Here is a 25,006-nt window from a genome sequence, read left to right as displayed (position 1 = left end):
TCAGATCGCTCGGAAAAGCCGGGCGATTTTTTATTTTTAGCATTCAAGCTTGACAAGTGCTAAAAGCCCGTGTATACTAAGACCATAAGCAATTGGCACTCAACTAAAAAGAGTGCTAACAGAGAAGGGAGGAGCGATAAGATGTTAGATGAGAGAAAATTAGATATTCTTAATCGAATTATCGAGTCTTATATCGCATCGCCTGTTCCCATCGGCAGTCGCACACTTTCAAAGGAATCGGGTCTCGCCGTTTCATCGGCTACCATTCGAAACGAAATGAGCGATTTGGAGGCGTTGGGCCTTTTAATGAAGCCCCACACTTCCGCCGGGAGGATCCCCTCGGAAGATGCTTATAGATTTTATGTAGACGAATTAATTCCCGAGATCAATCGTGAAGATTCCCTCGTCGAACGTTTTGTGGAAGCCATGCCCGAGCATTTGCTCGGCACCGACGAATTTTATCGTCGAGCTGTAGAGGCGCTGGCCCATGAAACCGACAGTTTGGCGCTGATGATGATGCCCAAAGGAGGCGATCGAAAGATCAAGTACCTCGATTTAATTCCGGTTTCGGATTACTTCGTCATGTTGCTGGTCGTCGGCGACCGCGGCGTCGTGGTAAAACGAATGATTCCCATGGAATTTTCCGTCGACGAAGGGGATCTGGAATATATTTCTCAGGTTCTTTCAAGGGCATTTGTGGGAACATCCTTCGATGCCATCGACGGCGTAAAATTTGTTTTATCCGGCAAATTGGTTCGCTACGAATCTTTCGTCCTTCACATTACGAGCTTGCTTTCTCAAATTGCAGGCAATGTGGACGATATGGAAGTGGCGATTAGTAGCGTGGGAAATCTTTTCAGGTACGAAGAATTTAAAGATGTATCCAGAGTGCAGTCGCTTTTGCGCTATGTGGAGGAAAAGGATAATCTCCTACGGCTGTTTAACGAACTTTCCACATCCTCCGATGTGGAGTTTAAAATCGGTAGTGAAAACGACGCCGATGTGATGCAGGGCAACAGTTTGTTGGGAAGGGTGTATCCTTTAAGCTCTTCTAAATTCGGAAAAGTGGCCTTGATCGCACCGGTTCGCATGGATTATAGGAAATCGGCAAATGCGCTGGTGGCGTTTACGGATGCCTTGAGCCGGCGCCTTGGGAAGGAACGTTGAGGTGAGAAGTGGTAGTAGAAAATAAAGATCAGGAAACGATCGACGAACAAGAACATACGACATTAGATGAAGAGGCGACCACGGAGACGACAGTCGAAGAAGAAGAGGTCGTGGAAAACGAAGACGAAAACAAGTACAAGGAATTGGAAGACCGATACCTTCGCCTCCAGGCGGATTACAGTAATTTCCGCAGACGGAGCACGGAGGAAAAGGCGAGAATGCACGCCATGGGTATGGAAAAACTGGCCATGGACATTCTTCCCGTTCTCGATAATTTCGAGCGAGCCCTTATGGTAGACGACGTACAGGATGAAAATTTTTACAAGGGCATGGAAATGATCGCCGATCAGTTCCGCAGCGAACTTGCTAAAAACGACATCGTGGAAATCGACGCCTTAAACCAAGCCTTCGATCCCAATTTACACCATGCGGTGGTTATGGAAGAAAAAGAAGGGGTTGAGGAAAACACCGTCATCGACGTGTTGCAAAAAGGCTATCGACTCGGCGACCGCGTCATTCGACCCAGCATGGTCAAGGTCTCAAAATAATTAATATAGATTAAAAGTAAAAAATAAAGTTTAAATCAGGAGGATTTAATATGGCTAAAATTATTGGTATTGACTTAGGTACAACAAACTCGGCAGTAGCCGTTATGGAAGGTGGACAATCCACTATTATTCCGAATATCGAAGGTAACAGAACGACACCGTCCATCGTCGCTTTCACAAAAGACGGCGAAAGACTCGTAGGTGAAACGGCAAAACGTCAAGCCATCACCAACCCGGAAAGAACCATCGCATCCATTAAACGTCACATGGGAAGCGATCACAAAGTAACCATCGACGGCAAAGATTACTCTCCCCAAGAGATCTCCGCAATGATTCTTCAAAAACTGAAATCCGATGCGGAAAGCTATTTAGGAGAAACCATCACCGAAGCGGTCATCACCGTTCCCGCTTACTTTACCGACGCTCAACGTCAAGCGACAAAAGACGCAGGACGTATTGCAGGCTTAGATGTAAAACGTATCGTCAACGAACCGACGGCTGCGGCCCTCGCTTATGGTGAAGATGAAGATAAAGAATCCAGCACCATTATGATTTACGACTTAGGTGGCGGTACTTTCGACGTTTCCATCTTGGAACTTTCCGACGGCGTATTTGAAGTACAATCCACTCGTGGTAATAATAAATTAGGCGGCGACGACTTCGACGAACGCGTAATCGATTGGATCGCTGAAAACTTCCAAAAAGAAAACGGCGTCGACTTAAAGGCCGACCGCATGAGCTTGCAACGCTTAAAAGAAGCGGCTGAAAAGGCGAAGAAGGAACTTTCCTCTACTATGAGCACGAATATCAACCTTCCCTTTATTACGGCCAATGCCAGCGGTCCCTTACACTTGAACATGGATCTTACCCGCGCGAAATTCGACGAATTGACCGGCGACCTCGTTAAGAAGACGGAAGAACCGGTAAGAGCAGCGTTAAAAGACGCCGATCTTTCTCCGTCGGATATCGACAAAGTTCTCCTCGTCGGCGGTTCCACCCGTGTACCGGCAGTTCAAGACTTAGTTAAATCCATCGTCGGAAAAGAACCTCAAAAAGACATTAACCCGGACGAATGTGTCGCTTTAGGTGCGGCTATTCAAGCAGGTGTTTTAAGCGGCGATGTCAAGGACTTATTACTCTTAGACGTTACACCCCTTTCCTTAGGTATCGAAACCATGGGCGGAGTAACCACTCGCCTAATCGAACGTAATACGACGATCCCCACGAAGAAGAGCCAAACCTTTACGACGGCAGCCGACAATCAAACCAGCGTCGACATTCACGTCTTACAAGGTGAACGTCAAATGGCAAGCGACAACGTCACCCTCGGTCGTTTCCAATTAGACGGCATTGCACCGGCTCGCCGCGGCGTACCTCAAATCGAAGTAACCTTCGACATCGACGCCAACGGCATCGTCAATGTATCGGCTAAGGACATGGGTACTGGTAAGGAACAACACATTACCATTACTTCTTCTTCCAACTTGACCGAAGACGAAATCGATCAAAAGGTTCGCGAAGCGGAAGCCCACGCAGAAGAAGACAAGAAGAAAAAGGAAGCCATCGAAATCAAAAACAACGCAGATTCCGTAATCTATGCATCTGAAAATGCGTTGAAAGATGTAGACGGCAAAATCTCCGAAGATGACAAGAAGAAAGTTGAAGATGCCATCGAAGACTTGAAGAGCGTAAAAGATACCGATGATCTCGACGCCATCAAAGTCAAGACCGAAGCACTTCAAACCGCTTTCCAATCGGTTTCGGAAGAATTATATAAACAAGCTCAAGCGGAAGCCGGCGGAGCTGACGCAGGAGCCGCTCAAGATGACGACGTCGTCGATGCCGATTACGAAGTAGTCGACGAAGACGAAGACGACAAATAAAACAAACTAATAAGGGGCACGAAAGTGCCCTTTTTTAGTTTATATCTTCCCTAGCAGCCGTTTTTAGGGTATGATAACACTATTTGAGCGATTAGAAAGTGATGGTGTTTATGAGAGACTTATACGAGATTTTGGAGATCGAGCGCACGGCCACATCTTCTGAAATAAAAAAAGCATATCGTAAAAAAGCCAAACAGTATCACCCGGACCTTCATCCGGGAGACGAGGAGGCGGAGACGAAATTTAAAGAGGTAAATTTCGCCTACGAAGTGCTTTCCGACGAAACGAAAAAGAGAACTTACGATGTGTACGGAGAAGAAGGACTGAAGAATGATTTCGGAGCATCCGGCGGCGGAGACTTCGGCGGCTTTGGCGATATTTTCGGCGACATCTTCGATATGTTCGGCGGCGGTTTCGGCGCCAATTTTTCCGGCGGCAACACGGCGAAAGCGCCCCGCGACGGTGCCCATATTCGCTATGACTTGAACCTTACGTTTAAAGAGGCGGTTTTCGGCACGGAAAAAGACATTCAAATTCGCCGAACCGAAGAATGTTCCCGCTGTCATGGCAGCGGCGCGGAAGACGATGAGAGCATCCACACCTGTGAAACCTGCGGCGGAAGCGGACAGGTGCGCCAAGCTACCTCCTCGGCTTTCGGACGCTTTATGCGCGTCGTGCCTTGCGACGATTGCGGCGGAACAGGGACCGTCATTGAAAAGCCCTGTAAGCATTGTCACGGCAGCGGACGGGAGACGGTTAACAGAAAGCTCCATATTCGTATTCCCGCCGGGGTAGACAGCCGCAGTGTGATCACCATGTCGGGAGAAGGCCACGCCGGAGAAAACGGAGGACAGGCGGGCACGGTGTACATTTATCTTCATATTGAAGAGGATGCCGTGTTCAGTCGTGAAGGCAATGATCTCCATGTGGACATTCCCATTCGCTATGAGGACGCCGTCTTAGGCGGCACCATTCAAGTGCCTACTTTAAAAGAAATCATCGATTACGATATTCCCGCCGGCACCCAAAGCGGCGAGACTTTTAAAATAAAAGGTGAAGGGGTTCCCTTCCTGCGACGGGAAGGGGCAGGAGATTTGCTCTTTACCGTAAAAATTCTCGTGCCGACGAAAGTTTCTGCCGAAGAGCGGGAGCTGCTTGAAGAACTTCGCAACAAAAAGGGCGAGACTAAGACCGAGCAGGAAAAGGGATTTATACAAAAAATAAAGGACTTTTTTGACTAATGCAATATAAAATGCTCATCATTAAGGGCGATCATCGTCGCCAAGAAGAAGGGGAACTTTTTCTTCAGGAACAGGGCGTCCTCAGTTACGAGGTAATCTCGGGAGATGCCATCGACAATTTAAAAGAGGGCGGCTTTATTTGGGACGCCATCGACGAAGATGTGCTGGAGGTCGACGTCAATCGCTTCGAGTTAAAAGCTTATTTCGATTCCTCTCAAGAGGAGGAAAGGCTCGCCATTAAAAGACGAGCAGAGGAAATGGGCTTTGAGGTAGAAGAGGGAGATGTGCCCGATCAGGATTGGGCCAACGACTGGAAATCCTATTTCCATCCCATCTCCATCGACGAGGGCCTTACGATCGTGCCTTCTTGGGAAGATCACGAGCCTAAAGAAGGAGAAGAGATTATTATTTTGGATCCGGGCATGGCCTTCGGTAGCGGCAATCACGCCACGAGTTATCTTTGCTCCCGTTATTTAAGAGAATATATTAAGCCCGGGGACACCGTCATCGATATCGGTTGCGGAAGCGGCATTCTATCCCTCGTCGCCGTGAAAAGCGGCGCGGAGAAAGTGATCGCCGTGGATTTAGATCCCCAATGTATGATCGCCACGGAAGAAAATGCCATAAAAAATAACATGCTCGATTCTATCGACATTCGTGAAGGGGATCTTTTCAGCGTAGTGAAGGAATCCGCCGATGTGGTGGTGAGCAATATTTTCGCCGAGGTGATCATCGGCATGCTCCACGATGTGAAGGGCCACGTCAAGCTCGACGGGATTTACATCGCATCGGGGATTTTAAAAGAAAAGCTGCAAGATGTGAAGGACGCTCTTGAAAGAGAAGGCTTCGAACTTCTCGACGATAAGACCGACGGCGATTGGTCGGCGGTGGCAGCGAGGCGATTAGATTGAGACAATTTTTTGTACAGGAAAAACCTGTTGTCGGACATTATGCGCGATTAGATGGAGAAGACAGTTTCCATCTTCTTCGCGTGCTCCGAAAAGAAGACGGGGCGGAGATTCTCCTCGCCCACGAGGGAGTTCAGTATCTCGGTAAGCTTCACATTATAGAAGACGAAGCCTTTGTGATGGTGGAGGAGCAGATTCGAGAAGAAGAGAATCGGGGCCGCCTCGTCCTTTGCCAAGGTGTGGGGAAGAACCAGAAGACGGAGCTTGTATTAAAGCACGCCACGGAATGCGGCATCGACGGCTTCATTCCCGTTCAAACCGATCGTTCCGTCTCCAATCTTTCGAAGAAATACGAGGTCAAGCGAAAGCGATTTGAAAAAATCGCAGAAGAAGCAGCCAAACAATCCAATAGAAGCCTTATTCCCGATATAGGCGACCTCTGGACGATAGATGATCTCGTAGAAAATCTGGGAGAAGAGGACGTCCTCGTCGTCTGTTACGAAGGGGAAGAGGAAAGGGACATACTGGACCTTTCCTTCGACGGAACGGGTACCGTCTATCTTCTGATCGGTGCGGAAGGTGGCTTATCCCCCAGGGAAGTGGATCTTCTCGAGGACAGGGCAATTTTCGTCACCATGGGAGATTCGATTTTACGAACGGAGACGGCGGGCATCGTCGCCTCCTATGTTTTACGCCGTTTAATGGAAAGGGGAAGAGATTGAGACGCTTTAAAATTTACACATTGGGATGCAAAGTGAATCAATACGAAACCGAAGCCGTGGAGGAAATGCTCGAAGCAGAAGGCTATGTCCTCGATACAGAAGAGGACGCCGATGTGGTGCTCATTAACACCTGCACCGTAACCAACGAAAGCGATCGGAAGAGTCGGCAAATCATTCGCCGCCACAAGCGGAAAAACCCCCATTGTAAAGTGGTGGTCTTCGGGTGTTACGCCCAGGTTTCCCAAGAGGAAGTGGCGAAAATCGAAGGCGTGGATTTAGTTCTCGGCACGAAAAATCGCGGAGAACTTCCTCGCCATTTAGAAGAATTGTTTAAGGGTGCGGATCAGATCGTCGATGTGGAAAAACACGCTCAGGGAGATCCTTTTGAAAACCTCGCCATCAAAGAAGTAGAAGGCCGTACGAGAGCCTATATGAAAGTGCAGGACGGCTGCAATCAATATTGCTCTTATTGCATTATTCCCTACGCCCGCGGCTTTATCCGCTCAAGAGACATAGAAGACACCGTCAAAGAGGCTGAACGCCTCGGGAAAAACGGCTTCCGGGAAGTGGTGCTCACGGGGATCCACATCGGAAGTTACGGAAAAGATTTGGAAGAAGAACTTTCCCTCGTGGATTTAATCGAAGCCATCGACGAGGTGGAGGGAATCGAGAGAATTCGCCTCTCTTCTGTAGAGCCCATGACCATAACCGACGAGTTTTTAAAACGGGTGAAGGATTTAAAGAGTTTTATGCCACACTTCCACCTTTCTCTTCAAAGCGGCGCCGCCCAAACTTTAAAGGACATGAACCGCAATTACACCCCCGACGAATACCGGGAGGCGGTAAAGCGCATCCGAAAGTATTATCCCGATGCGGGGATTACCACCGATGTGATCGTAGGTTTTCCGGGAGAAAGTGACGAAGATTTCAAAGAGAGTTATGAGTTTGTAAGGGAAATGGCCTTCAGCGATCTCCATGTATTCCCCTACAGTCGTAGAAAAAATACGCCGGCGGCCAAGCGAAAAGATCAGATTCACGGGGATGTGAAAAAAGAGCGTGCCCGGGAAATGATCGAGCTGGGAAGAGAAATGCACCGGGAGTTTATTGAAAAACTTGCAGGTGAAAGCTATCCCGTGCTCTTTGAAGAAGAAAAAGACGATCTCTATTTCGGTTATACTCCAAATTATTTGCGTGTCGCCGTGAAAAGTGATAAAAATCTTCAGAATCTCCTGGAATATGTTACAATTGAGGGAGAAGATGGAGGCCAATTAAGGGGCCGCATCGGAAAGGAGAATGAGCATGGATTGTCTGTTTTGTAAAATTATTGCCGGCGAGATCCCATCGGATTGTCTCTACGAAGACGATAAGATCTTCGTCTTTCGCGATATCGAACCTCAAGCGCCCACTCATTTTTTGGTGATTCCCAAAAAACATATCGATTCCCTCGATGCCCTTGAAGATGAGGATAGCGAATTGATCGGTTATATCTTTACGAAAATTCGCGATTTGGCGAAAAAGGAAAATCTGTCCGCAGGTTACCGCGTCGTAAATAATATCGGCGAGGACGGCGGTCAGTCGGTAAAACACATACATTTCCACGTATTAGGTGGCAGAAGTTTACAATGGCCTCCGGGTTAAATTATTTAGACGACAGCTTTTGTTGAATTCAACTCCCTAAACGTGTATAATAGTTAAGAATTTAGTCGAAAAGACTAATCACTCTTTTCTAAAGAGGGGAGGGAAAATCATGTCGGAAATCCGCGTTGGAGAAAACGAGTCTTTAGAATCTGCTTTAAAACGATTCAAGAGACAATGTGCTTCCAGTGGTGTTTTAAAGGAAGTTCGCAAGCGCGAACATTATGAAAAACCCAGTGTAAAGCGTAAGAAAAAATCGGAAGAAGCACGTAGAAAAAAACGTAAATACTAATCGTTGAGAAGGTGTTGTTTTGTCTTTAAAAGAAACCTTAATGCAGGATCTTAAAACTGCAATGAAAAATAAGGATAAAAGAACGAAAGATACCATTACCATGGTACGGGCCGCCATCAAACAAAAAGAAGTGGACGATCACGTCGAACTAAATGACGACGATGTCATTCAAATCATAGCTAAGGAAATTAAAGAACGACGCGGAAGCATCGAAGAATTTCAAAAAGCTGGACGGGATGACCTTATCGATTCCACCAAGGCGGAAATTGATGTTCTTTTAAATTATATGCCTGAACAATTATCGGAGGAAGAACTCGAAGCGATGATTCGTAAGGTAATGGAAGAAAACAACATTACCGAGAAGAAACAGATGGGTCTTCTGATGAAAAATATCATGCCGAAGGTTCAAGGACGTGCCGACGGTAAGGCAGTTAATGCAATTGTAAATCGCATTCTAAATTAAGATAACCCGGGGAATTGTTCTCCGGGTTACTTTCGATTATAGGGTAAATTGACGGGTATAAATCCATTAGGAGGAATGGATATGAATGTGCCTTTTAAAATAATGGACCGCTTTTTATCGACCGCCCTAAGCGAAAAAATCCCGAGCCATATGCTCACGGGAGTTCATTTTCTACGTTCGGTATTGGTGATCCTCGCCCTGGTGGCCCTCGTAAATGCTCTCTTTTCCAGGAGCGGCTCCAAGAGCTGGATCTTCGGCCTGGGCGCCATGTGTCTTTATTTTGTTTTGGGCATCGGAGTGGGGATTACATCGTCTCTTACCTTTTTACTTTTTTTAATCAGCGGAGCTCTCTTTTTTCTCGAGCTCATCCTCCCGGGCTTCGGCGTGGCGGGGATCAGCGGCATACTTCTGTTTCTTATATCGATCGCCCTTTCCATGGGCGGCGGCGCTCAGGCCGCAGTCACGTTTATCGTGGCCGCCATTATAGTCGCTCTGATGATAAAAAACTTTGTCCAAAGGGGCGATGAGATCACTTTACTTAAGCCCTTTATATCGAATGAAGTGGCTCATCCTCAAAAAATGCTCGACCGAAGTCTCGGAGAAAAAGGCGTCGCCGTAACGACCCTTAGGCCCACGGGCATCGGCGAGTTTAACGGAAAAAAACTTACGGTACAATCGGAAGGCTCTTTTATTGAAAAGGGCAGCGATGTAGTTATCGTAGCTATTCGCGGAAAATCTGTTTATGTAAAGGAGGTTTCCTAATATGGTAATCGGAAAAATTTTAGGGGGACTGTTGATCTTTTTGATTATTGTCGCCGTCTTTGTCATTCTTACTATGGTCCCCGTAGGGCTATGGGTTACGGCGTTTTTCTCGGGCGTGAAAGTACGCCTGAGCGATCTTATCGGTATGCGTTTGCGTCGCGTAAAACCTCGCCGGATCGTAAATCCTATGATTAAGGCGACCAAGGCGGGCATGGAACTCAATATCGGCGCTTTAGAAGGCCACTCCCTGGCAGGTGGGAATGTGGACGCCGTCGTCGATGCCTTGATAGCCGCTCAACGGGCGGATATCGAGCTGAACTTTGAAGAAGCGGCGGCCATCGACTTGGCGGGCCGCGACGTTCTCGAAGCGGTACAAGTCAGCGTCAACCCGAAGGTTATTGAAACACCGAAAATTTCCGCCGTGGCACAAGACGGCATCGAGGTGATCGTCATTGCGAAAGTAACTGTACGTGCCAATATCGATCGCCTCGTCGGCGGTGCCGGCGAAGAAACCATTATCGCCAGAGTCGGGGAAGGGATCGTCACCACCGTCGGTTCCTCGAAAACCTATAAAGGGGTATTGGAAAATCCGGACAATATTTCCAGGGTGGTACTGGAAAAGGGTTTGGACTCCGGCACGGCCTATGAAATTCTCTCCATCGACATCGCCGATGTGGATGTGGCCCGCAATATCGGCGCGAGACTGCAAACCGATCAGGCGGAAGCGGATAAGCGTATCGCCGAGGCGAAGGCCAGCGAACGCCGTTCCATGGCGATCGCTCGTGAACAGGAAATGCGTGCGGAAGTGGAAGCCATGCATGCCCGCGTCGTAGAAGCTCAATCGGAAGTACCCAAGGCATTGGCGGAGGCCCTCAAAAACGGCTCTATGAGCGTCAACGATTATTACGAGCTTGAAAACATGAAGAGCGACACCTCCATGCGCGAAGCCATCGCCAAGAGTGGAGATAAAAACGCCTCCGGCGGCGATCGAGTATGAGTTCTCTCTTAGGGCTGCTCATACTGGGCTTTGCCATTTATCGGAACGTGAAAAAAGTTGCCGACGAGCAGAACGGTAAGATGAGGGAGAAAGACATCCTGAAAAAAGATTTCCAAGGCGTCCCTATTGAAGTGCAGCGGGCCATTGCCCGAGGCAAGACCCCGCCGAAATCATCACTTGAATCGACAGCCTTCGGCGATAATAAGAATAAAGAAAAAAATAATAAAGAAGAGTTGACAGAACGTAAAAAAGAGGTGGATAGGAAGATCCTCGATATTGTTCAGGACGAGGAACGGGAGATAAAATCAGTTCCGGAAAAAGAAAGCCATCCTCTTGATTTTGTGGAAAGCTACGACCCGGCGGTGCGCCCGGTAATGTATCAGGAAATTTTAAGTCAACCTAAGTGTAAACGGAAGTAAAGGAGAAGTTCTTGCAAGAGACTTTTGAAATAGGAATTAACGAACCTCGCATGTTAAAAGAGCTGTTCGGCTATTTAGATGAAAACATTAAAATGATCGAAAAAGCCTTTGAGGTTACCGTCGCGCAAGACAGTAGCGGGCTCAAGGTACAAGGCGAGGAAGAAGGGTGCCGCAAGGCCCAAATCGTGCTTCATAATCTACTGGAAGCCATTCAAAGGCAAAAGAAGATCGACAAACGAGATGTGCGTTACAGCATCGATCTCGTCAATGACGGCGTCGAAGAGAGTATCAACACCCTATTAGACGATGTCATCGTCTATACGGAAATGGGTCGGCCTCTTCGTCCAAAAACATTGGGGCAAAAGCGCTATCTCGACGCTATTCGAAGCAATGATGTGGTCTTCGGCATCGGCCCGGCGGGTACGGGAAAGACTTATATCGCCATGGCCAATGCGGTGAAGGCCTTTAAAGAAAAAGAAGTGAATCGCATTATTCTTACCCGTCCTGCAGTGGAAGCCGGTGAAAATCTGGGCTTCCTGCCAGGAGATTTACAAATGAAGGTAGACCCTTATTTGCGTCCTCTTTACGACGCCTTGTTTGAGATTTTGGGGCAAGACGCCTTCGGAAAATATTTGGAAAAAGGACTCATCGAGGTGGCGCCCTTAGCCTATATGCGTGGCCGTACACTGGACAATGCCTATGTTATTTTAGACGAAGCGCAAAATACGACGAACGAGCAGATGAAAATGTTCTTAACCCGTTTAGGCTACGGATCCAAAGCCATTATTACGGGAGACATTACCCAAATCGACCTTCCTCGAGGAAAGCAGTCGGGCCTGAAGACGGTTCTCCGTATTTTAGACGGGGTAAAGGGCGTGGACATTATTCGCCTGGGACGGACGGACATCGTGCGCCATCCTCTGGTTCAAAGAATTATCGAGGCTTACGAACGTCACGATAAAGAGATGGAAAAACAGGCGAAAGAGAAGAAAGATCGGAATAAAGGTGAGGAAAATGCGCCATCTTGATCTTTTAATCGACGATCGCCAAAAGTCCCTTTCTCTGGCAGAGGAAGATCGGGATCTGATTCGGCGGTTGATCGCCTTCGTAGCGGATAAAATCTGCGATGAAGACACAGTAGAAGTTTCCGTAAGCTTTGTAGACGGCGAGGAAATTCGAGAACTCAATCGAGATTATAGAGGAGTCGATCGAGTCACCGATGTCTTGAGCTTTCCTATGGACATGGCTTTCGACGATTATCGCAATCTCGGTGATGTGATCATCAATACGGAAAAAGTAAAGGAGCAGGCGGAGGAATTCGGCCACTCTTACCGAAGAGAACTCACCTATCTTACCGTCCACAGTTTGCTCCATCTGGTAGGTTACGATCATATGGAAGAGGAAGAAAAGCGGATCATGCGTGAAAGAGAAGAGGAGCTCCTCGCCGCTTTTGAAAGGGAAGAAGATGAAGCGCGGTAATTTTATAAAATCATTTAATTTTGCCGTTCAAGGCATTATCAGTTCCATCCATACGGAACGAAATATGAAGTTTCATTATTTGGCAGCCCTCGGCGTCATCGCCTTTAGTCTGCTCTTTAATTTGTCCCGTATTGAATTTATTTCACTGCTTTTCGCCGTCACTTTCGTTATTGTGTCGGAACTTTTTAATACGGCCATCGAGCGATTGGTGGACATGGTGACACAGGAATACCACCCTATCGCCAAGCTCGTAAAAGATATCAGTGCCGGCGCCGTACTTCTAGCGGGAATAAATGCCGCCGTAACGGGCTATCTTTTATTTTTTGATCGCATTATGAGTTTTTCCGATGTGGTCCTCGTAAGAATTAAGAACTCCGGACCCCACTTAACCTTTGTGGCTATCGTGATCGTATTGATTTTAACCGTAGGCTTTAAACTTCTGTATCATCGGAAAAACGGGGGAAGCTATTTTCAAGGAGGGGCCGTCAGCGGTCACTCCGCACTGGCCTTTTGTATGGCGGCTTCCATCGCTTTCATTTCCATGAACGGATTTATCGCCGCCTTGGCATTCGGCCTGGCTTTTCTAGTGGCTGAAAGCCGAATCGAAGGGGAAATACACAAGCCGATGGAGACGGTAGCGGGAGCCATATTAGGTATCGCCATCGCCGTTATAATTTTTGTTTGGATGGGTTGATATGAATAGAGAAATAGAGACAAAAGAACTGATCGAGCGCGCCATGGCGGCTCAAAAAAGAGCCTATGTGCCCTATTCCAATTATTCAGTAGGTGCCGCGCTAATTGCCGACGACGGGAATATTTATGAAGGCTGTAATATTGAAAACGCTGCCTTTTCTCCCACGGTATGTGCCGAACGAGTGGCTATTTTTAAAGCCGTAAGTGAAGGGGCGAAAAGTATCAAAAGAATCGCCGTCGTGGCGGGAGAAGATATGGGCTATCCCTGTGGCGTGTGCCGTCAGGTGATTCGCGAATTCGGAAAAGATGCAGAGATTATAATCGCACGCAATACGGAAGAATACGCTACTTATCGCCTCGACGATTTATTGCCCCATAGTTTCGGGCCGGAAAGTCTTAAAGGAGAATAATATGTATAAATCAGGTTTTGTCAGCGTGGTAGGTCGACCTAATGTAGGGAAGAGCACTCTGCTGAACCGTATATTAAAAGAAAAAATATCCATAACATCGAATAAGGCCCAGACGACTCGGAACAAGATCACCATGATTTACTCCGACGACCGCGGACAGATCGTCTTTTCAGATACGCCGGGGATTCAATCGCCGCGCAATAAGCTGGGAGACTACATGCTTAAAGCCAGTGAGTCTTCCCTAGAGGGAGTGGACGTAGTGATCATGGTCGTGGACATGAGCGATTACCTCGGTTCCAAGGACAAAATGATTTTGGAATCCATCGAAAAATTGGCCAAGGACGTACCCGCTATTCTCGTCATTAATAAAGTGGATACGGCGCCGAGGGATGAAGTACTTCCCATCATCGCCCGTTTCTCGGAAATGGATATTTTCGACGATATCGTTCCCGTTTCCGCCTTAAAAGATGAAAATATCGAACACCTGATCGACACGATCTTCTCTTATTTAAGCGAGGGGCCGCAATATTATCCCGAGGACATGATCACCGATCAGCCGGAAAAATTTATCGTCTCGGAAATTATTCGTGAAAAAGCCCTATTCTATTTACACGAGGAGGTTCCTCACGGAGTCGCCGTATCCATCGACCGCATGCGCCCCTATGAGGACAAGGATATGATGGATCTTCAGGCCACAATTTACGTGGAGCGAGATTCTCACAAGGGTATTATTATCGGGAAGGGCGGCCAGATGTTGAAGCGCATCGGTATGGAAGCTCGTAAAGAAATCGAGGTATTTCTCGATAGCCCGGTCAATCTTCAGCTTTGGGTAAAAGTCAGCAAGAACTGGCGAGAAAAAGCCGAAAAGGTGAAAGCTTTTGGCTACCGAACGGATTGAGTGTCAGGGCGTCGTTTTGAGCGAGACGGTTTACGGCGAAAGCGACCGTATTCTCAGGCTCTATACGGAGCGGAAGGGAAAAGTATCGGTCATTGTAAAGGGTGCAAAATCGAGACGTTCCCGTTTCCTGCCCCTGAGCGAGGTCTTCACCTTCGGTCTATATCGCTTGAGTCGTGGACGTTCCTTTTACTATCTCAACAGCGGCAAAATCTTGCAGACCAATTTGGGTCTCAGATCGTCATATGACCGCCTCATATACGCTTCGGCCATCGTGGAAATTGTCGACAGAAGCAGTATGGAGGGGGAGGGGACGCCCCGTATTTTTTCTCTTTTGCGAAAAACGCTTCACGAACTCAGCACTGAAAAAGAGCCTTTACCTTTATTTTTAGGCTTCGTGATTAAATATGTTTCCTTTATGGGTTATCGCCCTTTGATTCCAATCGCGGACGGAGAGGAAGCCTATTTTTTGCCGGATAGAGGCATTGTCGAAGGGGAGTATATTCCCGGCGGTGTTGCCGTCGATCCTGCGGATATTTACACATTTCGTCATTTGCTATATACTTCATTAGATAAGATAAATTTAGATATGATGGAAGAACGGACCTTAGAAAACTGCTACGGCCTGTTAATCCGTTATTTGAAAGTTAATTTAGACCTGGATAAGATTCAATCTCTACAATTAAGGATGTAGGGGGGAGGAAACAATGCATTTTCAAGCCATGATGCAGAAATTACAAAACTATTGGAATGAACAGGGATGTACGGTTTTAGAAGCCTACGATACGGAAAAAGGTGCCGGTACCATGAGTCCCCACACCTTTTTAAGAACCCTCGGTCCCGAGCCCTGGCGTACGGTTTATGTTGAACCGTCGAGACGTCCGGCGGACGGACGTTACGGGGACAATCCGAACCGTCTTTACCAACATCACCAGTTACAAGTTATCTTGAAACCGTCCCCTGAAAATGTTCAGGAGCTTTACCTGAAGAGCCTAGAGGCATTGGGCATCGATCCTTTGAAGCACGACATTCGCTTTGTAGAGGATAACTGGGAGTCCCCGACTCTCGGCGCCTGGGGCCTCGGTTGGGAAGTTTGGCTCGACGGTATGGAGATTACACAATTTACTTATTTCCAACAAGTAGGCGGTATTAACTGCGATCTTGAAAGTGCGGAGCTTACCTACGGGCTCGAGCGTATCGCCATGTATCTTCAAAATGTAGAGACTGTTTACGATATCGATTGGAACGGCCACATTAAATACGGCGATATCTTTAAAAAGGCGGAGTACGAGCACTCCAAGTATAGTTTCGAAGTAGCGGATATGGATATGCTCAGAAACCTATTTGATATCTACGAAAAAGAAGCGAGTCGCGTACTGGAATTAGATCTCGTGTTACCGGGATACGATTATGTTTTAAAATGTTCCCACACCTTTAACGTACTCGATGCGAGAGGCGCTATTTCCGTATCTCAACGGGCCTCCTACATTTCAAGAGTTCGTAATCTTGCAAGACTCGTTGCACAAAAATACATTGAACAGAGAGAAGCTATGGGCTTCCCTCTTATAGAGAAAGCGGAGGATGATCATGAGTAATCCGGAAACCATTTATTTAATCGAAGTCGGCGTGGAAGAGTTGCCATCTTCCTACGTGCGCAACGCATTAAATGCTTTTCGCGCCGATGTAGAAAAGCGGTTAGATGAAAACAAATTAGCTTTTGATCACATCGAAGCTTACGCTACACCTCGCCGTCTAAGCCTTATGATTCACGGCATAGCGGAATCCCAAGAAGATATTGAAGACTGGGTCAAGGGTCCGGCTAAAAAAATTGCCTATTTAGAAGACGGATCGATCAACAAACCGCTCATGGGCTTTATGAAGAGCCAGGGCGTTACGGAAGATGATCTTGAAGTGCGAGAACTGAAGGGCAATGATTATGTCTACGCACATATTCATAAAAAAGGTCAGTCGGCCGAAGCTATTTTGGCTGAAATTATCCCCGATGCCATTCACCATATTCCCTTCCCGAAGAATATGCGCTGGGGCGGTAAGAATATTCGTTTCGCACGTCCCATTCGCTGGCTCGTCTCCATGCTCGATGAAAAAGTTGTACCCTTCGATTTAGAGGGAATCGATTTGGGAAATATTACGAGAGGCCATCGCTTTTTAGGAAGTAGCGCCATTGAAATCGATCACGTGGCCCATTACGAAGAGCTTCTTGAAAAGAATTACGTCATTTTAGATCACGAGAAGCGCAAAGAAAATATACTCTATCAGATTCGCCACATGGCCAAATCCAATGGTGGAGAAATTCATACAGACGACGATCTTTTAGAAGAACTTACTTTTATCGTGGAATATCCCACGGCGGTTCTCGGCAATGTTCAGGAAAAATACTTGGCACTACCTGCAGTTGTCATCACCACACCTATGCGTGAACATTTGCGTTTTACGCCGGTGTACAGTCCGGAAGGCGACCTTCTTCCATACTTTATTACCATTCGTAACGGCAACGAGGAACATAAAGATATCGTAGCCAAAGGCAACGAAAAAGTATTGGAAGCTCGTTTGGAAGATGCTCGTTTCTTCTTCGAAAACGACCGCTCTCGTCCACTGGAAGAGTATGTGCCCGCCCTTAACGGTATCGTCTTCCAAGAAAAACTGGGAACCATGGCGGACAAATCTAAGCGCATGTCCAATCTCGTCGTGCGCATCGGCGAAATTTTAGCAGTCAATGAAAAGACCGTCGAATCGGCACAAAGAGCCTGCTATCTTTCCAAGGCCGACCTGACCACCAATATGGTTCAGGAATTTACAGAGCTTGAGGGCATTATCGGAAGCATTTATGCCAAGCTCGACGGGGAAGAAGATATTGTCTGCTCCGCCATTAAAGAGCAGTACATGCCCGTTGCGAGCGGCGCCGAACTTCCCGAAACGACGACGGGTACGATCGTATCTTTAGCGGAAAAATTCGACACGATCTGCGGTCTCTTCGCTATCGGTCAAATCCCGACGGGAAGCCAGGACCCCTTTGCTCTTCGTCGTAAGGCCATCGGTATCTTACGCATGATCAACGAAAAGCGTTGGGAACTTCCCCTGAGCGAATGTATCGACGCATCTTTATTCGGTTTTGTAGATTCAATGGGCCTTGTCTTCGATGTGGAAGAAGTGAGCCGCCAAATCTTGGAATTTTTCCGCGGCCGTATTACCACCATGCTCGACGAAGAGGGTATTCGCTACGACATCGTCGAAGCCCTTAACGACATCCCCGGAGAAGACAGCCTTCGCATTTTTGAAAAGGCAACTGCTCTGCAAACTTTCTTCAGCGAAGGAGATCGCAAATCCTTCCTCGAGGCCGTTACCCGTGTAGAAAATCTGGCGTCGAAAGCAGAAACATTAGAAGGCGCCATCGACGAATCTCTAATGACGGAGACGGAATTCGCCCTTTATCGTGGCGTTTTAAGTATCGAAGACGACTTGAGCGAACTCTATGGCAAGCGAAAAGATTTAGAATATTTGGAGCTTTTAGCTACCTTAACCGAACTTATTCATAAGTACTTTGACGATGTTATGGTCATGGCGGAAGAGGAAGAGCTCAAGATTAACCGCTTGAAACTCGTGCAAAAAATCAATTCTTTAGTACAAAGGGAATTTAACGGAAAACAAATTGTCGAAAGTTAGGTGCTAAATGAAACTGACGGAGCGGCAAGAGGAAATTATCGCCATCGTAAAAGAGCGAGGACCGATTATCGGCGATGATATTGCCGGAAGTTTGGATCTTGCCAGAGGTACCATACGAAACGATCTCAGTGTCTTGACCATGCTCGGTTATTTAGACGCTCGGCCGAAAGTCGGTTACTACTATAAAGGTAAACCGGAACTCGTGCGTATACGAGATGTTCTGGAATCCATAAAAGTGGAAGAAATTATGAGTGTACCCGTAGTTCAAGACGAAAAGGCAAGCGTCTACGACGTGATCTGCACGATCTTTTTGGAGAATATCGGCACGGTCTTTATTACCCGCGACGGGGAATTAGTGGGCTGTGTTTCGCGAAAAGACTTACTTCGCTCCGCTATAGGTACGGTGGACCTGGAAAAGACGCCGATTTCCATGATCATGACGCGTATGCCCAATATTATCAGTGTAGGGCCCGAAGATTCTATTTACGAGGCCTGCATTAAAATCGAGCAAGGTGAAATCGATGCATTGCCCGTAATTTCGAGCGAGAAAGATTTAAAAGTAGTGGGACGCATCACAAAGACTAATATTAACCGTTTAATGGTAGATTTAGGGGGAGACGATGAACAGTAATCAGCCGGATCAAGACAATATATTAATGGTTTATGTTATTAGCGACAGCATCGGCGAAACCGGAGAACTTATTGCCAAGGCGTCGGTGAAGCAATTTGATACCTCGGATTTTATGATCAAGCGATTCCCCTATACCAACACGGTGGACCAAATAAAGCCGCTGTTGGAAGAGGCGGCACAATATAAAAAGTGTCTCGTTGTCTATACCAATGTGGACGCCGATACCAGAGCGTATATTAAGCGCAAAGAGAAAGAACTCCATCTTCATACGGTAGATGTTATGGGCCCGCCTATGGATCAGTTGGAGTCGATCTTAGGTTACGAACCTATGCGTCAGCCCGGGCTTATTCGCCGTTTAGACGATAACTACTTTAAAAAAGTAGAAGCCATTGAGTTTGCCGTACAATATGACGACGGAAAAGATCCGAGGGGCATTGTAAAGGCGGATATCGTCCTCGTGGGCGTCAGCCGCACATCGAAGACGCCTCTTTCCATGTACTTGGCCAACAAGCTGTATAAGGTTGCCAATGTGCCCTTAGTGCCGGAAGTGCCTGTACCGAAAGAAGTTTATAAAAAAGACAACCGTCGCCTGTTCGGGCTTGTGGCAAATTCCGAAAAGCTCTACACCATTCGCGAAGAGCGTCTCCGCGCTCTCGGGCTCAATTCCTCTGCGAAATATGCCAATGTAGATCGCATCGAGGAGGAAGTGGATTATTCCGTTCGCATTATGCGCGACATCGGATGCACTATTATCGACGTATCCAACAAGGCTATAGAAGAGACGGCGGAAATAATTAACGACTATATGCGAGAAAGATTTTAGGTGATCTTATGCTCTTAAGGGAACGCTGGGAACAGATCGAGGAGGCTATCCTTTCTGAAAAGGCGGCCCATGCCGCGGATTCCAAGGGGCGTCTTCAAAAGGAGGAGCCCTGTGAATTGAGAACTTGCTATCAGAGGGATCGAGATCGCATTATCCACTCCAAAGCTTTTCGCCGCTTAAAGCACAAGACCCACGTTTTTATCGCTCCGGAAGGAGATCACTACCGCACGCGTTTGACCCATACTCTCGAGGTGGCGCAAATCGGGCGGACCATTGCGCGAGGTCTTCGCTTAAATGAGGATCTCGTCGAGGCCATCGCCCTCGGTCACGACTTGGGGCACACGCCCTTCGGTCACTCCGGAGAAGCGGTGTTGAACGATCTGAATCCGAAAGGTTTCGATCACGCAAGGCACAGTTTGCGCGTCGTAGACCTGCTGGAATCCAAGCCCGATCGAGAGGGACTTAATCTGACCTGGGAAGTGCGAGACGGAATTTTACATCACTCCAAGGAGCAGAGCGCCAATCCGGCCCATACCTTGGAAGGTCAAATTATAAAATTCGCCGACCGCATCGCTTATTTAAACCACGACATCGACGACTCCATTCGAGCCGGTGTTCTTACATTGGATGAAATTCCGAAAGAAGTAGTGGAGATTCTAGGGACGAGCCATTCCGAGAGGATTACCGCCCTCGTAAAAAGCGTCATCGACTACGGAATCGAGGAGGATGCTATCGGAATGGGGGCGGACATTTACGGAGCCATGATTTCTTTGCGGAAGTTTATGTTCCAAAATGTATATTTCAATGAAAAGGTAAAGAGTGAAGACGGCAAAGTAGAAAGACTCATAAAAGATCTCTATTCTTACTTTATGGAGCATCGGGAAGCGATCCCGAAAGAGCATCTTATATTCGCGGAAAAACACGGCGTAAGCGACGACGATACGGTTACCGACTACATCGCCGGTATGACCGATCGCTTCGCCATAAATCTCTGGAAAGAACTGTTCGTACCAAAAGATTGGCATACGCTTTAAAAGCGAGGTGAGGAAATGGCATCGATCATCGACGACGAGATCATCGAACGAGTAAAAAGCGAAACGGATATCGTCGAGGTCATAGGGCGTTATACAAAACTTCAAAAAAAGGGACGGAGCTATATGGGGCTCTGCCCTTTCCATGGAGAAAAGACGCCCTCTTTTTCTGTGCAAGGGGAAAAAGGTTATTACCACTGCTTCGGCTGTGGCGTCGGCGGCGACGTCATTAAATTCCTCATGGAAAAAGAAGGATTGGGTTTTATTCAAGCGGTCGAGAAGCTGGCCGAAGAATTGAATATTGATTTAAAGCCTGCCTATCGAAACGACAAAATGACTCAAAAGCGTGAGCGCATCGCCGCCATGAACAGAGAGGCGGCCCTTTATTACATGGGCATCCTCAGTCGAAATCCCTATGCCCTCCGCTATTTGGAGAATAGAGGCATCGGAAAAGAAATGATCATCGCTTTCGGCCTGGGATTTGCTCCGGCAGGCGGCGATCAGATTTTAAAGCATCTTTTAGAGCGAGGATATAAAGAAGAGGAAATGTACGAGGCTAATCTCGTATCTTTTAACGAAAAGCGTAAGCAGTACTACGATCGCTTTCGCAATCGCATTATCTTTCCCATTATCGACACGAAATCCCGCGTCGTAGGTTTTGGTGGAAGAGTACTGGACGATTCCATGCCCAAATATTTAAATTCGTCGGATACGCCTCTTTATAAAAAAAGCAGAGAATTATACGGTTTGAATCGCCTGATGAAAGTAAGTAATCGGGAGCGGATTTTGTTAGTGGAAGGCTATATGGATGTCATTTCTCTCCACGCCCAAGGTATAGGCTATGCAGTAGCCAGTCTGGGCACAGCCCTTACCCGGGAACAGGCCCGTACGATGAAACGCTACGGCAAACAGGTCTATATCTGCTACGACGGTGACAGCGCAGGTCAACGGGCAACTATGCGCGCCATCGATATTTTAATGGAGGAAGACATGCGTCCCCGCATCGTCGTTTTGGACGGTGGCCATGACCCGGACGACTACATTAGAACCTACGGGAAGATAGCCTTTGAAAGTAAATTGACCCAAGGGCTCTCCGCCACCGATTATGAAGTGGGTATGCTCGAAAAGGAATATGACCTACACGATGCATCGTCACTTTCGGAGTTTTTAAATCGGGTGAGCACCGTTTTAGAAAAAATAAAGAGCCCGGTGGAGCGGGATGTCTTCGCGACGAAATATGCGGAGACCTACGGAATACGCCCCGAATCTTTTCAGGCACAAATAAAAGCGCAGCATGTAAGCCCTAAAAAAAGGGAGAAAGAAATGAATAGTCAAGACAGTTCTCATGGAGGACTGTGGATTCGCTTACTGCAGTATGCTTTAGAGGAAGAGGATTTTTACGCCATTTTGCTTAAGAGAGAGCAGTGGAAATATGTTTTGAGCGAAAAAGAAGGGGAGCTATTCCGGCGCTTGGGAGATCTCTATGGAGAGGATCTCGGGGCAGAGAAGCGGAAGCAGCGTTTTTTCGATATGTATCCTGAATTAATTGAAGGTTTTTCCGAGCTGACAAAGGGTATGGATCTAATACAGGGAGAAGCGATTGTCAACGAGCTTATTGATCGTATTTATGAAGAAGGGCTCAAGACGCGTCGCGATCAGCTTTTAAAAAATATCGAAGCCATTGAAAAAAGTGGCGAAGGAGACGGACTGGATCCCGAAACTTTAAATCAAAGATTACATGAATTAAATGAAATAAATACGCGATTACACGATATGGAGAAGGGGGATTTTGCTTAGATGACAAAGAGCAATAGTCAAATTCACGAATTTGATGAACATATAATGGAGAAAGATCCGGCCATAGAAAAACTGTTTAAAAAAGGTGTTCAAAAGGGAAGTTTGACGGCGAAAGAGGTCGTCGACGCCCTGGAAGATGTGGATCTTACCAGCGACGAAATGGACGATATTTACGCCGAGTTCGAAGATTTAGACGTAGATATTTTAAAGGACGAGGATCACGAAGAAAAAAAGGTGAAGGCCTCGGATAAAAAGAAAAAAGAAAATCCCGTGCGCAGCGGCAATGTAGACGATCCGGTGCGTATGTATTTAAAAGAGATCGGAAAGATTCCCCTACTGGAAGCGGACGAAGAAGTGGCCATCGCAAAGCGTATGGAAGCGGGAGATGAATTTGCCAAGCAGGAACTGGCCGAAGCGAATTTGCGTCTTGTAGTCAGTATCGCCAAGCGCTATGTAGGCCGCGGCATGAGCTTTTTAGATTTAATTCAAGAGGGTAACCTCGGTCTCATGAAGGCCGTCGACAAATTCGACTATAAAAAAGGTTTTAAGTTCTCCACGTACGCTACCTGGTGGATTCGTCAGGCCATTACCCGCGCTATCGCCGATCAAGCGCGAACCATTCGTATTCCCGTGCATATGGTGGAGACCATCAATAAACTTGTGCGAGTTCAACGTCAATTAGTGCAGGATTTAGGTCGAGATCCTCAGCCCGAGGAAATCGCCGAGGAAATGGGCATTACCGTTGAAAAAGTGCGTGAAATCCAAAAAATCGCTCAAGAGCCTGTCAGTTTGGAAACGCCCATCGGAGAAGAGGAAGATTCCCATTTAGGCGATTTCATTCCCGACGACGATATTTTATCTCCGCAAGAGGCGGCGACCTTTACTCTTTTAAAAGAGCAGTTAGGGGATGTGCTTACGACCCTTACAGAGAGAGAAAAGCAGGTCTTGACTCTTCGCTTCGGCTTAGAGGACGGCCGTGCACGTACTCTGGAGGAAGTAGGCAAGGAGTTTGACGTTACTCGGGAGCGGATTCGCCAAATCGAAGCAAAGGCTCTTCGAAAATTGCGCCACCCGAGCCGCAGTAAAAAATTAAAGGATTTCCTCGAATGATGCCGGAATCAAAACGCCTTAAACGGGTGCTTGAACTGGTAGAACCCGTGGAGTGCATAGGAGATATAGGTTGTGATCACGGCTATATCTCCTATGCTCTTTTAGAGGAGAATCGTGTAAAAAAAGTAATCGCAAGCGATATTTCGGCGCCCAGTCTGGAAAAAGCACGGGGTCTTTTGTCCTCGACATTTCCCGAGGAATATTATGACATAAGAGTGGGAGACGGTTTTAAACCCATGGAGTCGGGCGAATTAAACGCCGCCATTATTATGGGTATGGGCGGACGATTGATCGCCGATATTTTACAAAATGACAGGGAAAAAGTAGAGGCTTTAGATTATATGATCCTGCAGCCTATGCAGGGTGCGGAAGATCTCTTCGATTATTTAAACAGATCCGGATTCGCCTTAGTACAATCGGATCTCGTGGAGGAGAGAGAAAAATTTTATCCCATTCTCCTCGTTAAAAAAGGCGAGAACACGTTCATAGACTGGAAAAGTTTTGCCCATTACGGAGATTTTATTCCCATGGCGGAAAAAGAACTGGAGAGACTTCGAGATGTGCGCCGCGCCGTGGAAAAAAGCGGGAGAGCGGATATAATCGAAAAAGCGGAATCGGATGTCAAGCGATGGGAGGATTATCTTGAATACAGTAGAACTTGTCGATAAGCTACGGGCCTGGGCACCGGAAGAACTACAAGAGCCCTGGGATAAAACGGGCTGGCAATTGCGACTGGAAGAGCGGGAAGTGAAGAATGTAGTGGTGGCCATGGATGTTACCCGAGATGTAGTAGATCTTGCCATTGAAAAGGGTGCGGAGCTGATCCTCACTCATCACCCCTTTATTTTCTCTCCTCTCGAATATGTGGACGATGTAAGCCTTAGAGGGAAAATGGTGTGCGATCTTATTCGTCATAATATCTCCGTCTATTCATCTCACACGTCCATGGATAAAGCCAAGGGCGGCGTCAATGATCAGTGGATTGAAAAACTCGGGCTTCAAAGTGTAAGGACTTTAAGCGATGAAGACGAGCTGGGCATTATGGGGACGGCTTCATTAGATCTTGCGGATTTTAAAAATATCTTCGAAAGAGAAGCCATTACCGGCGTGCGTTGTTACGGGCGGAGAAAAGAACAGGTGGAGACCGTCGCCTTTGTCGGGGGAAGCGGCGCCGATTATATCGACGAAGCTGCACTTAAAGGAGCGGATGTTTTAATTACAGGCGATGTAAAGCACCACGACGGTCAACGGGCCTACGAAATCGGCCTTATGGTCTTGGACATAGGCCACTTCCACAGTGAAAAGGCGATTCTTGAAACCATGGCCTATTGGGTGGAAGAGGTTTCCGATGCAGCCGCTCATGTAGTAATGAACAGTCCCTTTGTCTTTGATATTTAAAGAATCCTATGGTAAAATAAG

Annotated in this window: 28 protein-coding genes; all 28 read left to right on the top strand. The window is 47.2% G+C overall.

The annotated features are described in order from the left end of the window. The first annotated feature begins 141 nt into the window (after positions 1-141). The 28 genes from hrcA to PEPTYR26121_RS00380 all read left to right on the top strand — a co-directional run bounded on the left by hrcA (position 142) and on the right by PEPTYR26121_RS00380 (position 24,985). Positions 142-1,167 (top strand): heat-inducible transcriptional repressor HrcA, encoded by a 1,026-nt coding sequence (gene hrcA / locus PEPTYR26121_RS00515; protein WP_180498175.1) that lies wholly within the window; start codon positions 142-144, stop codon positions 1,165-1,167. Between the two features lie 8 nt (positions 1,168-1,175). After that, positions 1,176-1,715, top strand: a complete 540-nt coding sequence (gene grpE, locus PEPTYR26121_RS00510) for a nucleotide exchange factor GrpE (RefSeq protein WP_180498173.1) — start codon at positions 1,176-1,178, stop codon at positions 1,713-1,715. Between the two features lie 50 nt (positions 1,716-1,765). Then, entirely contained in the window at positions 1,766-3,598 is a 1,833-nt protein-coding gene (gene dnaK, locus PEPTYR26121_RS00505; RefSeq protein ID WP_180498171.1) for a molecular chaperone DnaK, read from the top strand. 110 nt (positions 3,599-3,708) lie between these two features. Next, positions 3,709-4,839: a molecular chaperone DnaJ gene (dnaJ, locus tag PEPTYR26121_RS00500; protein WP_180498169.1), complete on the top strand. Its 1,131-nt coding sequence runs from the start codon at positions 3,709-3,711 to the stop codon at positions 4,837-4,839. Further along, entirely contained in the window at positions 4,839-5,750 is a 912-nt protein-coding gene (prmA, locus tag PEPTYR26121_RS00495) for a 50S ribosomal protein L11 methyltransferase (protein ID WP_180498167.1), read from the top strand. Before dnaJ ends, prmA begins: the two co-directional genes overlap by 1 nt. Next, complete coding sequence (locus tag PEPTYR26121_RS00490) at positions 5,747-6,469, top strand: RsmE family RNA methyltransferase (RefSeq protein ID WP_180498165.1); 723 nt, start codon at positions 5,747-5,749, stop codon at positions 6,467-6,469. The genes prmA and PEPTYR26121_RS00490 overlap by 4 nt, the downstream gene beginning before the upstream one ends. Further along, positions 6,466-7,788 carry a tRNA (N(6)-L-threonylcarbamoyladenosine(37)-C(2))-methylthiotransferase MtaB gene (gene mtaB / locus PEPTYR26121_RS00485; protein ID WP_180498162.1) on the top strand — a complete coding sequence of 441 codons (1,323 nt, stop codon included), beginning with the start codon at positions 6,466-6,468 and terminating at the stop codon, positions 7,786-7,788. The genes PEPTYR26121_RS00490 and mtaB overlap by 4 nt, the downstream gene beginning before the upstream one ends. After that, complete coding sequence (locus tag PEPTYR26121_RS00480) at positions 7,769-8,107, top strand: histidine triad nucleotide-binding protein (RefSeq protein ID WP_180498160.1); 339 nt, start codon at positions 7,769-7,771, stop codon at positions 8,105-8,107. Before mtaB ends, PEPTYR26121_RS00480 begins: the two co-directional genes overlap by 20 nt. Before the next feature lie 109 nt (positions 8,108-8,216). Next, the gene (gene rpsU / locus PEPTYR26121_RS00475) at positions 8,217-8,396 is read left to right on the top strand and encodes a 30S ribosomal protein S21 (RefSeq protein WP_068367335.1); all 180 of its coding nucleotides are present in this window, start codon (positions 8,217-8,219) and stop codon (positions 8,394-8,396) included. 19 nt (positions 8,397-8,415) lie between these two features. Next, the gene (locus PEPTYR26121_RS00470; protein WP_180498159.1) at positions 8,416-8,859 is read left to right on the top strand and encodes a GatB/YqeY domain-containing protein; all 444 of its coding nucleotides are present in this window, start codon (positions 8,416-8,418) and stop codon (positions 8,857-8,859) included. Positions 8,860-8,940: 81 nt separating this feature from the next. Continuing rightward, positions 8,941-9,621: an NfeD family protein gene (locus tag PEPTYR26121_RS00465; protein ID WP_180498157.1), complete on the top strand. Its 681-nt coding sequence runs from the start codon at positions 8,941-8,943 to the stop codon at positions 9,619-9,621. 1 nt (position 9,622) lies between these two features. Then, complete coding sequence (gene floA / locus PEPTYR26121_RS00460; RefSeq protein ID WP_180498155.1) at positions 9,623-10,618, top strand: flotillin-like protein FloA; 996 nt, start codon at positions 9,623-9,625, stop codon at positions 10,616-10,618. Then, the gene (locus PEPTYR26121_RS00455; RefSeq protein WP_180498153.1) at positions 10,615-11,037 is read left to right on the top strand and encodes a hypothetical protein; all 423 of its coding nucleotides are present in this window, start codon (positions 10,615-10,617) and stop codon (positions 11,035-11,037) included. The genes floA and PEPTYR26121_RS00455 overlap by 4 nt, the downstream gene beginning before the upstream one ends. A 50-nt stretch (positions 11,038-11,087) precedes the next feature. Beyond that, positions 11,088-12,065 carry a PhoH family protein gene (locus PEPTYR26121_RS00450; protein WP_180498224.1) on the top strand — a complete coding sequence of 326 codons (978 nt, stop codon included), beginning with the start codon at positions 11,088-11,090 and terminating at the stop codon, positions 12,063-12,065. Beyond that, complete coding sequence (gene ybeY, locus PEPTYR26121_RS00445; RefSeq protein ID WP_180498151.1) at positions 12,052-12,516, top strand: rRNA maturation RNase YbeY; 465 nt, start codon at positions 12,052-12,054, stop codon at positions 12,514-12,516. The genes PEPTYR26121_RS00450 and ybeY overlap by 14 nt, the downstream gene beginning before the upstream one ends. After that, positions 12,503-13,210 (top strand): diacylglycerol kinase, encoded by a 708-nt coding sequence (locus PEPTYR26121_RS00440; RefSeq protein ID WP_180498150.1) that lies wholly within the window; start codon positions 12,503-12,505, stop codon positions 13,208-13,210. The genes ybeY and PEPTYR26121_RS00440 overlap by 14 nt, the downstream gene beginning before the upstream one ends. A 1-nt stretch (position 13,211) precedes the next feature. Continuing rightward, positions 13,212-13,619 (top strand): cytidine deaminase, encoded by a 408-nt coding sequence (gene cdd, locus PEPTYR26121_RS00435; RefSeq protein ID WP_246285857.1) that lies wholly within the window; start codon positions 13,212-13,214, stop codon positions 13,617-13,619. Between the two features lies 1 nt (position 13,620). Continuing rightward, entirely contained in the window at positions 13,621-14,517 is an 897-nt protein-coding gene (gene era / locus PEPTYR26121_RS00430; protein ID WP_180498148.1) for a GTPase Era, read from the top strand. Beyond that, complete coding sequence (gene recO / locus PEPTYR26121_RS00425) at positions 14,498-15,208, top strand: DNA repair protein RecO (RefSeq protein ID WP_180498146.1); 711 nt, start codon at positions 14,498-14,500, stop codon at positions 15,206-15,208. Before era ends, recO begins: the two co-directional genes overlap by 20 nt. Positions 15,209-15,221: 13 nt before the next feature. Continuing rightward, positions 15,222-16,109, top strand: a complete 888-nt coding sequence (gene glyQ / locus PEPTYR26121_RS00420; protein WP_180498144.1) for a glycine--tRNA ligase subunit alpha — start codon at positions 15,222-15,224, stop codon at positions 16,107-16,109. Further along, complete coding sequence (gene glyS, locus PEPTYR26121_RS00415; protein WP_180498142.1) at positions 16,102-18,195, top strand: glycine--tRNA ligase subunit beta; 2,094 nt, start codon at positions 16,102-16,104, stop codon at positions 18,193-18,195. Before glyQ ends, glyS begins: the two co-directional genes overlap by 8 nt. A gap of 7 nt (positions 18,196-18,202) precedes the next feature. Further along, on the top strand, positions 18,203-18,826 hold the full coding sequence (gene ccpN, locus PEPTYR26121_RS00410; RefSeq protein ID WP_180498140.1) for a transcriptional regulator CcpN: 624 nt from the start codon (positions 18,203-18,205) through the stop codon (positions 18,824-18,826). Next, complete coding sequence (locus PEPTYR26121_RS00405; protein WP_180498138.1) at positions 18,816-19,649, top strand: pyruvate, water dikinase regulatory protein; 834 nt, start codon at positions 18,816-18,818, stop codon at positions 19,647-19,649. The genes ccpN and PEPTYR26121_RS00405 overlap by 11 nt, the downstream gene beginning before the upstream one ends. An 8-nt stretch (positions 19,650-19,657) precedes the next feature. After that, on the top strand, positions 19,658-20,683 hold the full coding sequence (locus PEPTYR26121_RS00400; RefSeq protein WP_180498136.1) for a deoxyguanosinetriphosphate triphosphohydrolase: 1,026 nt from the start codon (positions 19,658-19,660) through the stop codon (positions 20,681-20,683). A 15-nt stretch (positions 20,684-20,698) separates the two neighbouring features. Continuing rightward, positions 20,699-22,477 carry a DNA primase gene (gene dnaG / locus PEPTYR26121_RS00395; RefSeq protein WP_180498134.1) on the top strand — a complete coding sequence of 593 codons (1,779 nt, stop codon included), beginning with the start codon at positions 20,699-20,701 and terminating at the stop codon, positions 22,475-22,477. Then, a complete protein-coding gene (gene rpoD, locus PEPTYR26121_RS00390) occupies positions 22,478-23,587 on the top strand; it encodes an RNA polymerase sigma factor RpoD (protein WP_180498132.1) in 1,110 nt (369 codons plus the stop codon). Continuing rightward, a complete protein-coding gene (locus PEPTYR26121_RS00385; RefSeq protein ID WP_180498130.1) occupies positions 23,584-24,255 on the top strand; it encodes a tRNA (adenine(22)-N(1))-methyltransferase in 672 nt (223 codons plus the stop codon). Before rpoD ends, PEPTYR26121_RS00385 begins: the two co-directional genes overlap by 4 nt. Next, positions 24,230-24,985: a Nif3-like dinuclear metal center hexameric protein gene (locus PEPTYR26121_RS00380; protein WP_180498128.1), complete on the top strand. Its 756-nt coding sequence runs from the start codon at positions 24,230-24,232 to the stop codon at positions 24,983-24,985. The genes PEPTYR26121_RS00385 and PEPTYR26121_RS00380 overlap by 26 nt, the downstream gene beginning before the upstream one ends. Positions 24,986-25,006: the final 21 nt, after the last annotated feature.

The sequence above is a fragment of the Aedoeadaptatus nemausensis genome, assembly GCF_903819165.1.
GTDB lineage: Bacteria > Bacillota > Clostridia > Tissierellales > Peptoniphilaceae > Aedoeadaptatus > Aedoeadaptatus nemausensis.
The sequence above is the reverse complement of the archived record's forward strand: the minus strand, read 5'-3'. Positions and strand labels throughout refer to the sequence as shown.

Excerpts from the sequence above, each read along its gene's own strand:
- hrcA (WP_180498175.1), top strand. The coding sequence starts at position 142 with ATGTTAGATGAGAGAAAATTAGATATTCTTAATCGAATTATCGAGTCT.
- dnaK (WP_180498171.1), top strand. The coding sequence starts at position 1,766 with ATGGCTAAAATTATTGGTATTGACTTAGGTACAACAAACTCGGCAGTA.
- dnaJ (WP_180498169.1), top strand. The coding sequence starts at position 3,709 with ATGAGAGACTTATACGAGATTTTGGAGATCGAGCGCACGGCCACATCT.
- prmA (WP_180498167.1), top strand. The coding sequence starts at position 4,839 with ATGCAATATAAAATGCTCATCATTAAGGGCGATCATCGTCGCCAAGAA.
- PEPTYR26121_RS00480 (WP_180498160.1), top strand. The coding sequence starts at position 7,769 with ATGGATTGTCTGTTTTGTAAAATTATTGCCGGCGAGATCCCATCGGAT.
- rpsU (WP_068367335.1), top strand. The coding sequence starts at position 8,217 with ATGTCGGAAATCCGCGTTGGAGAAAACGAGTCTTTAGAATCTGCTTTA.
- PEPTYR26121_RS00465 (WP_180498157.1), top strand. The coding sequence starts at position 8,941 with ATGAATGTGCCTTTTAAAATAATGGACCGCTTTTTATCGACCGCCCTA.
- floA (WP_180498155.1), top strand. The coding sequence starts at position 9,623 with ATGGTAATCGGAAAAATTTTAGGGGGACTGTTGATCTTTTTGATTATT.
- PEPTYR26121_RS00455 (WP_180498153.1), top strand. The coding sequence starts at position 10,615 with ATGAGTTCTCTCTTAGGGCTGCTCATACTGGGCTTTGCCATTTATCGG.
- PEPTYR26121_RS00450 (WP_180498224.1), top strand. The coding sequence starts at position 11,088 with ATGTTAAAAGAGCTGTTCGGCTATTTAGATGAAAACATTAAAATGATC.
- ybeY (WP_180498151.1), top strand. The coding sequence starts at position 12,052 with ATGCGCCATCTTGATCTTTTAATCGACGATCGCCAAAAGTCCCTTTCT.
- PEPTYR26121_RS00440 (WP_180498150.1), top strand. The coding sequence starts at position 12,503 with ATGAAGCGCGGTAATTTTATAAAATCATTTAATTTTGCCGTTCAAGGC.
- cdd (WP_246285857.1), top strand. The coding sequence starts at position 13,212 with ATGAATAGAGAAATAGAGACAAAAGAACTGATCGAGCGCGCCATGGCG.
- era (WP_180498148.1), top strand. The coding sequence starts at position 13,621 with ATGTATAAATCAGGTTTTGTCAGCGTGGTAGGTCGACCTAATGTAGGG.
- glyQ (WP_180498144.1), top strand. The coding sequence starts at position 15,222 with ATGCATTTTCAAGCCATGATGCAGAAATTACAAAACTATTGGAATGAA.
- glyS (WP_180498142.1), top strand. The coding sequence starts at position 16,102 with ATGAGTAATCCGGAAACCATTTATTTAATCGAAGTCGGCGTGGAAGAG.
- ccpN (WP_180498140.1), top strand. The coding sequence starts at position 18,203 with ATGAAACTGACGGAGCGGCAAGAGGAAATTATCGCCATCGTAAAAGAG.
- PEPTYR26121_RS00405 (WP_180498138.1), top strand. The coding sequence starts at position 18,816 with ATGAACAGTAATCAGCCGGATCAAGACAATATATTAATGGTTTATGTT.
- PEPTYR26121_RS00400 (WP_180498136.1), top strand. The coding sequence starts at position 19,658 with ATGCTCTTAAGGGAACGCTGGGAACAGATCGAGGAGGCTATCCTTTCT.
- dnaG (WP_180498134.1), top strand. The coding sequence starts at position 20,699 with ATGGCATCGATCATCGACGACGAGATCATCGAACGAGTAAAAAGCGAA.
- rpoD (WP_180498132.1), top strand. The coding sequence starts at position 22,478 with ATGACAAAGAGCAATAGTCAAATTCACGAATTTGATGAACATATAATG.
- PEPTYR26121_RS00385 (WP_180498130.1), top strand. The coding sequence starts at position 23,584 with ATGATGCCGGAATCAAAACGCCTTAAACGGGTGCTTGAACTGGTAGAA.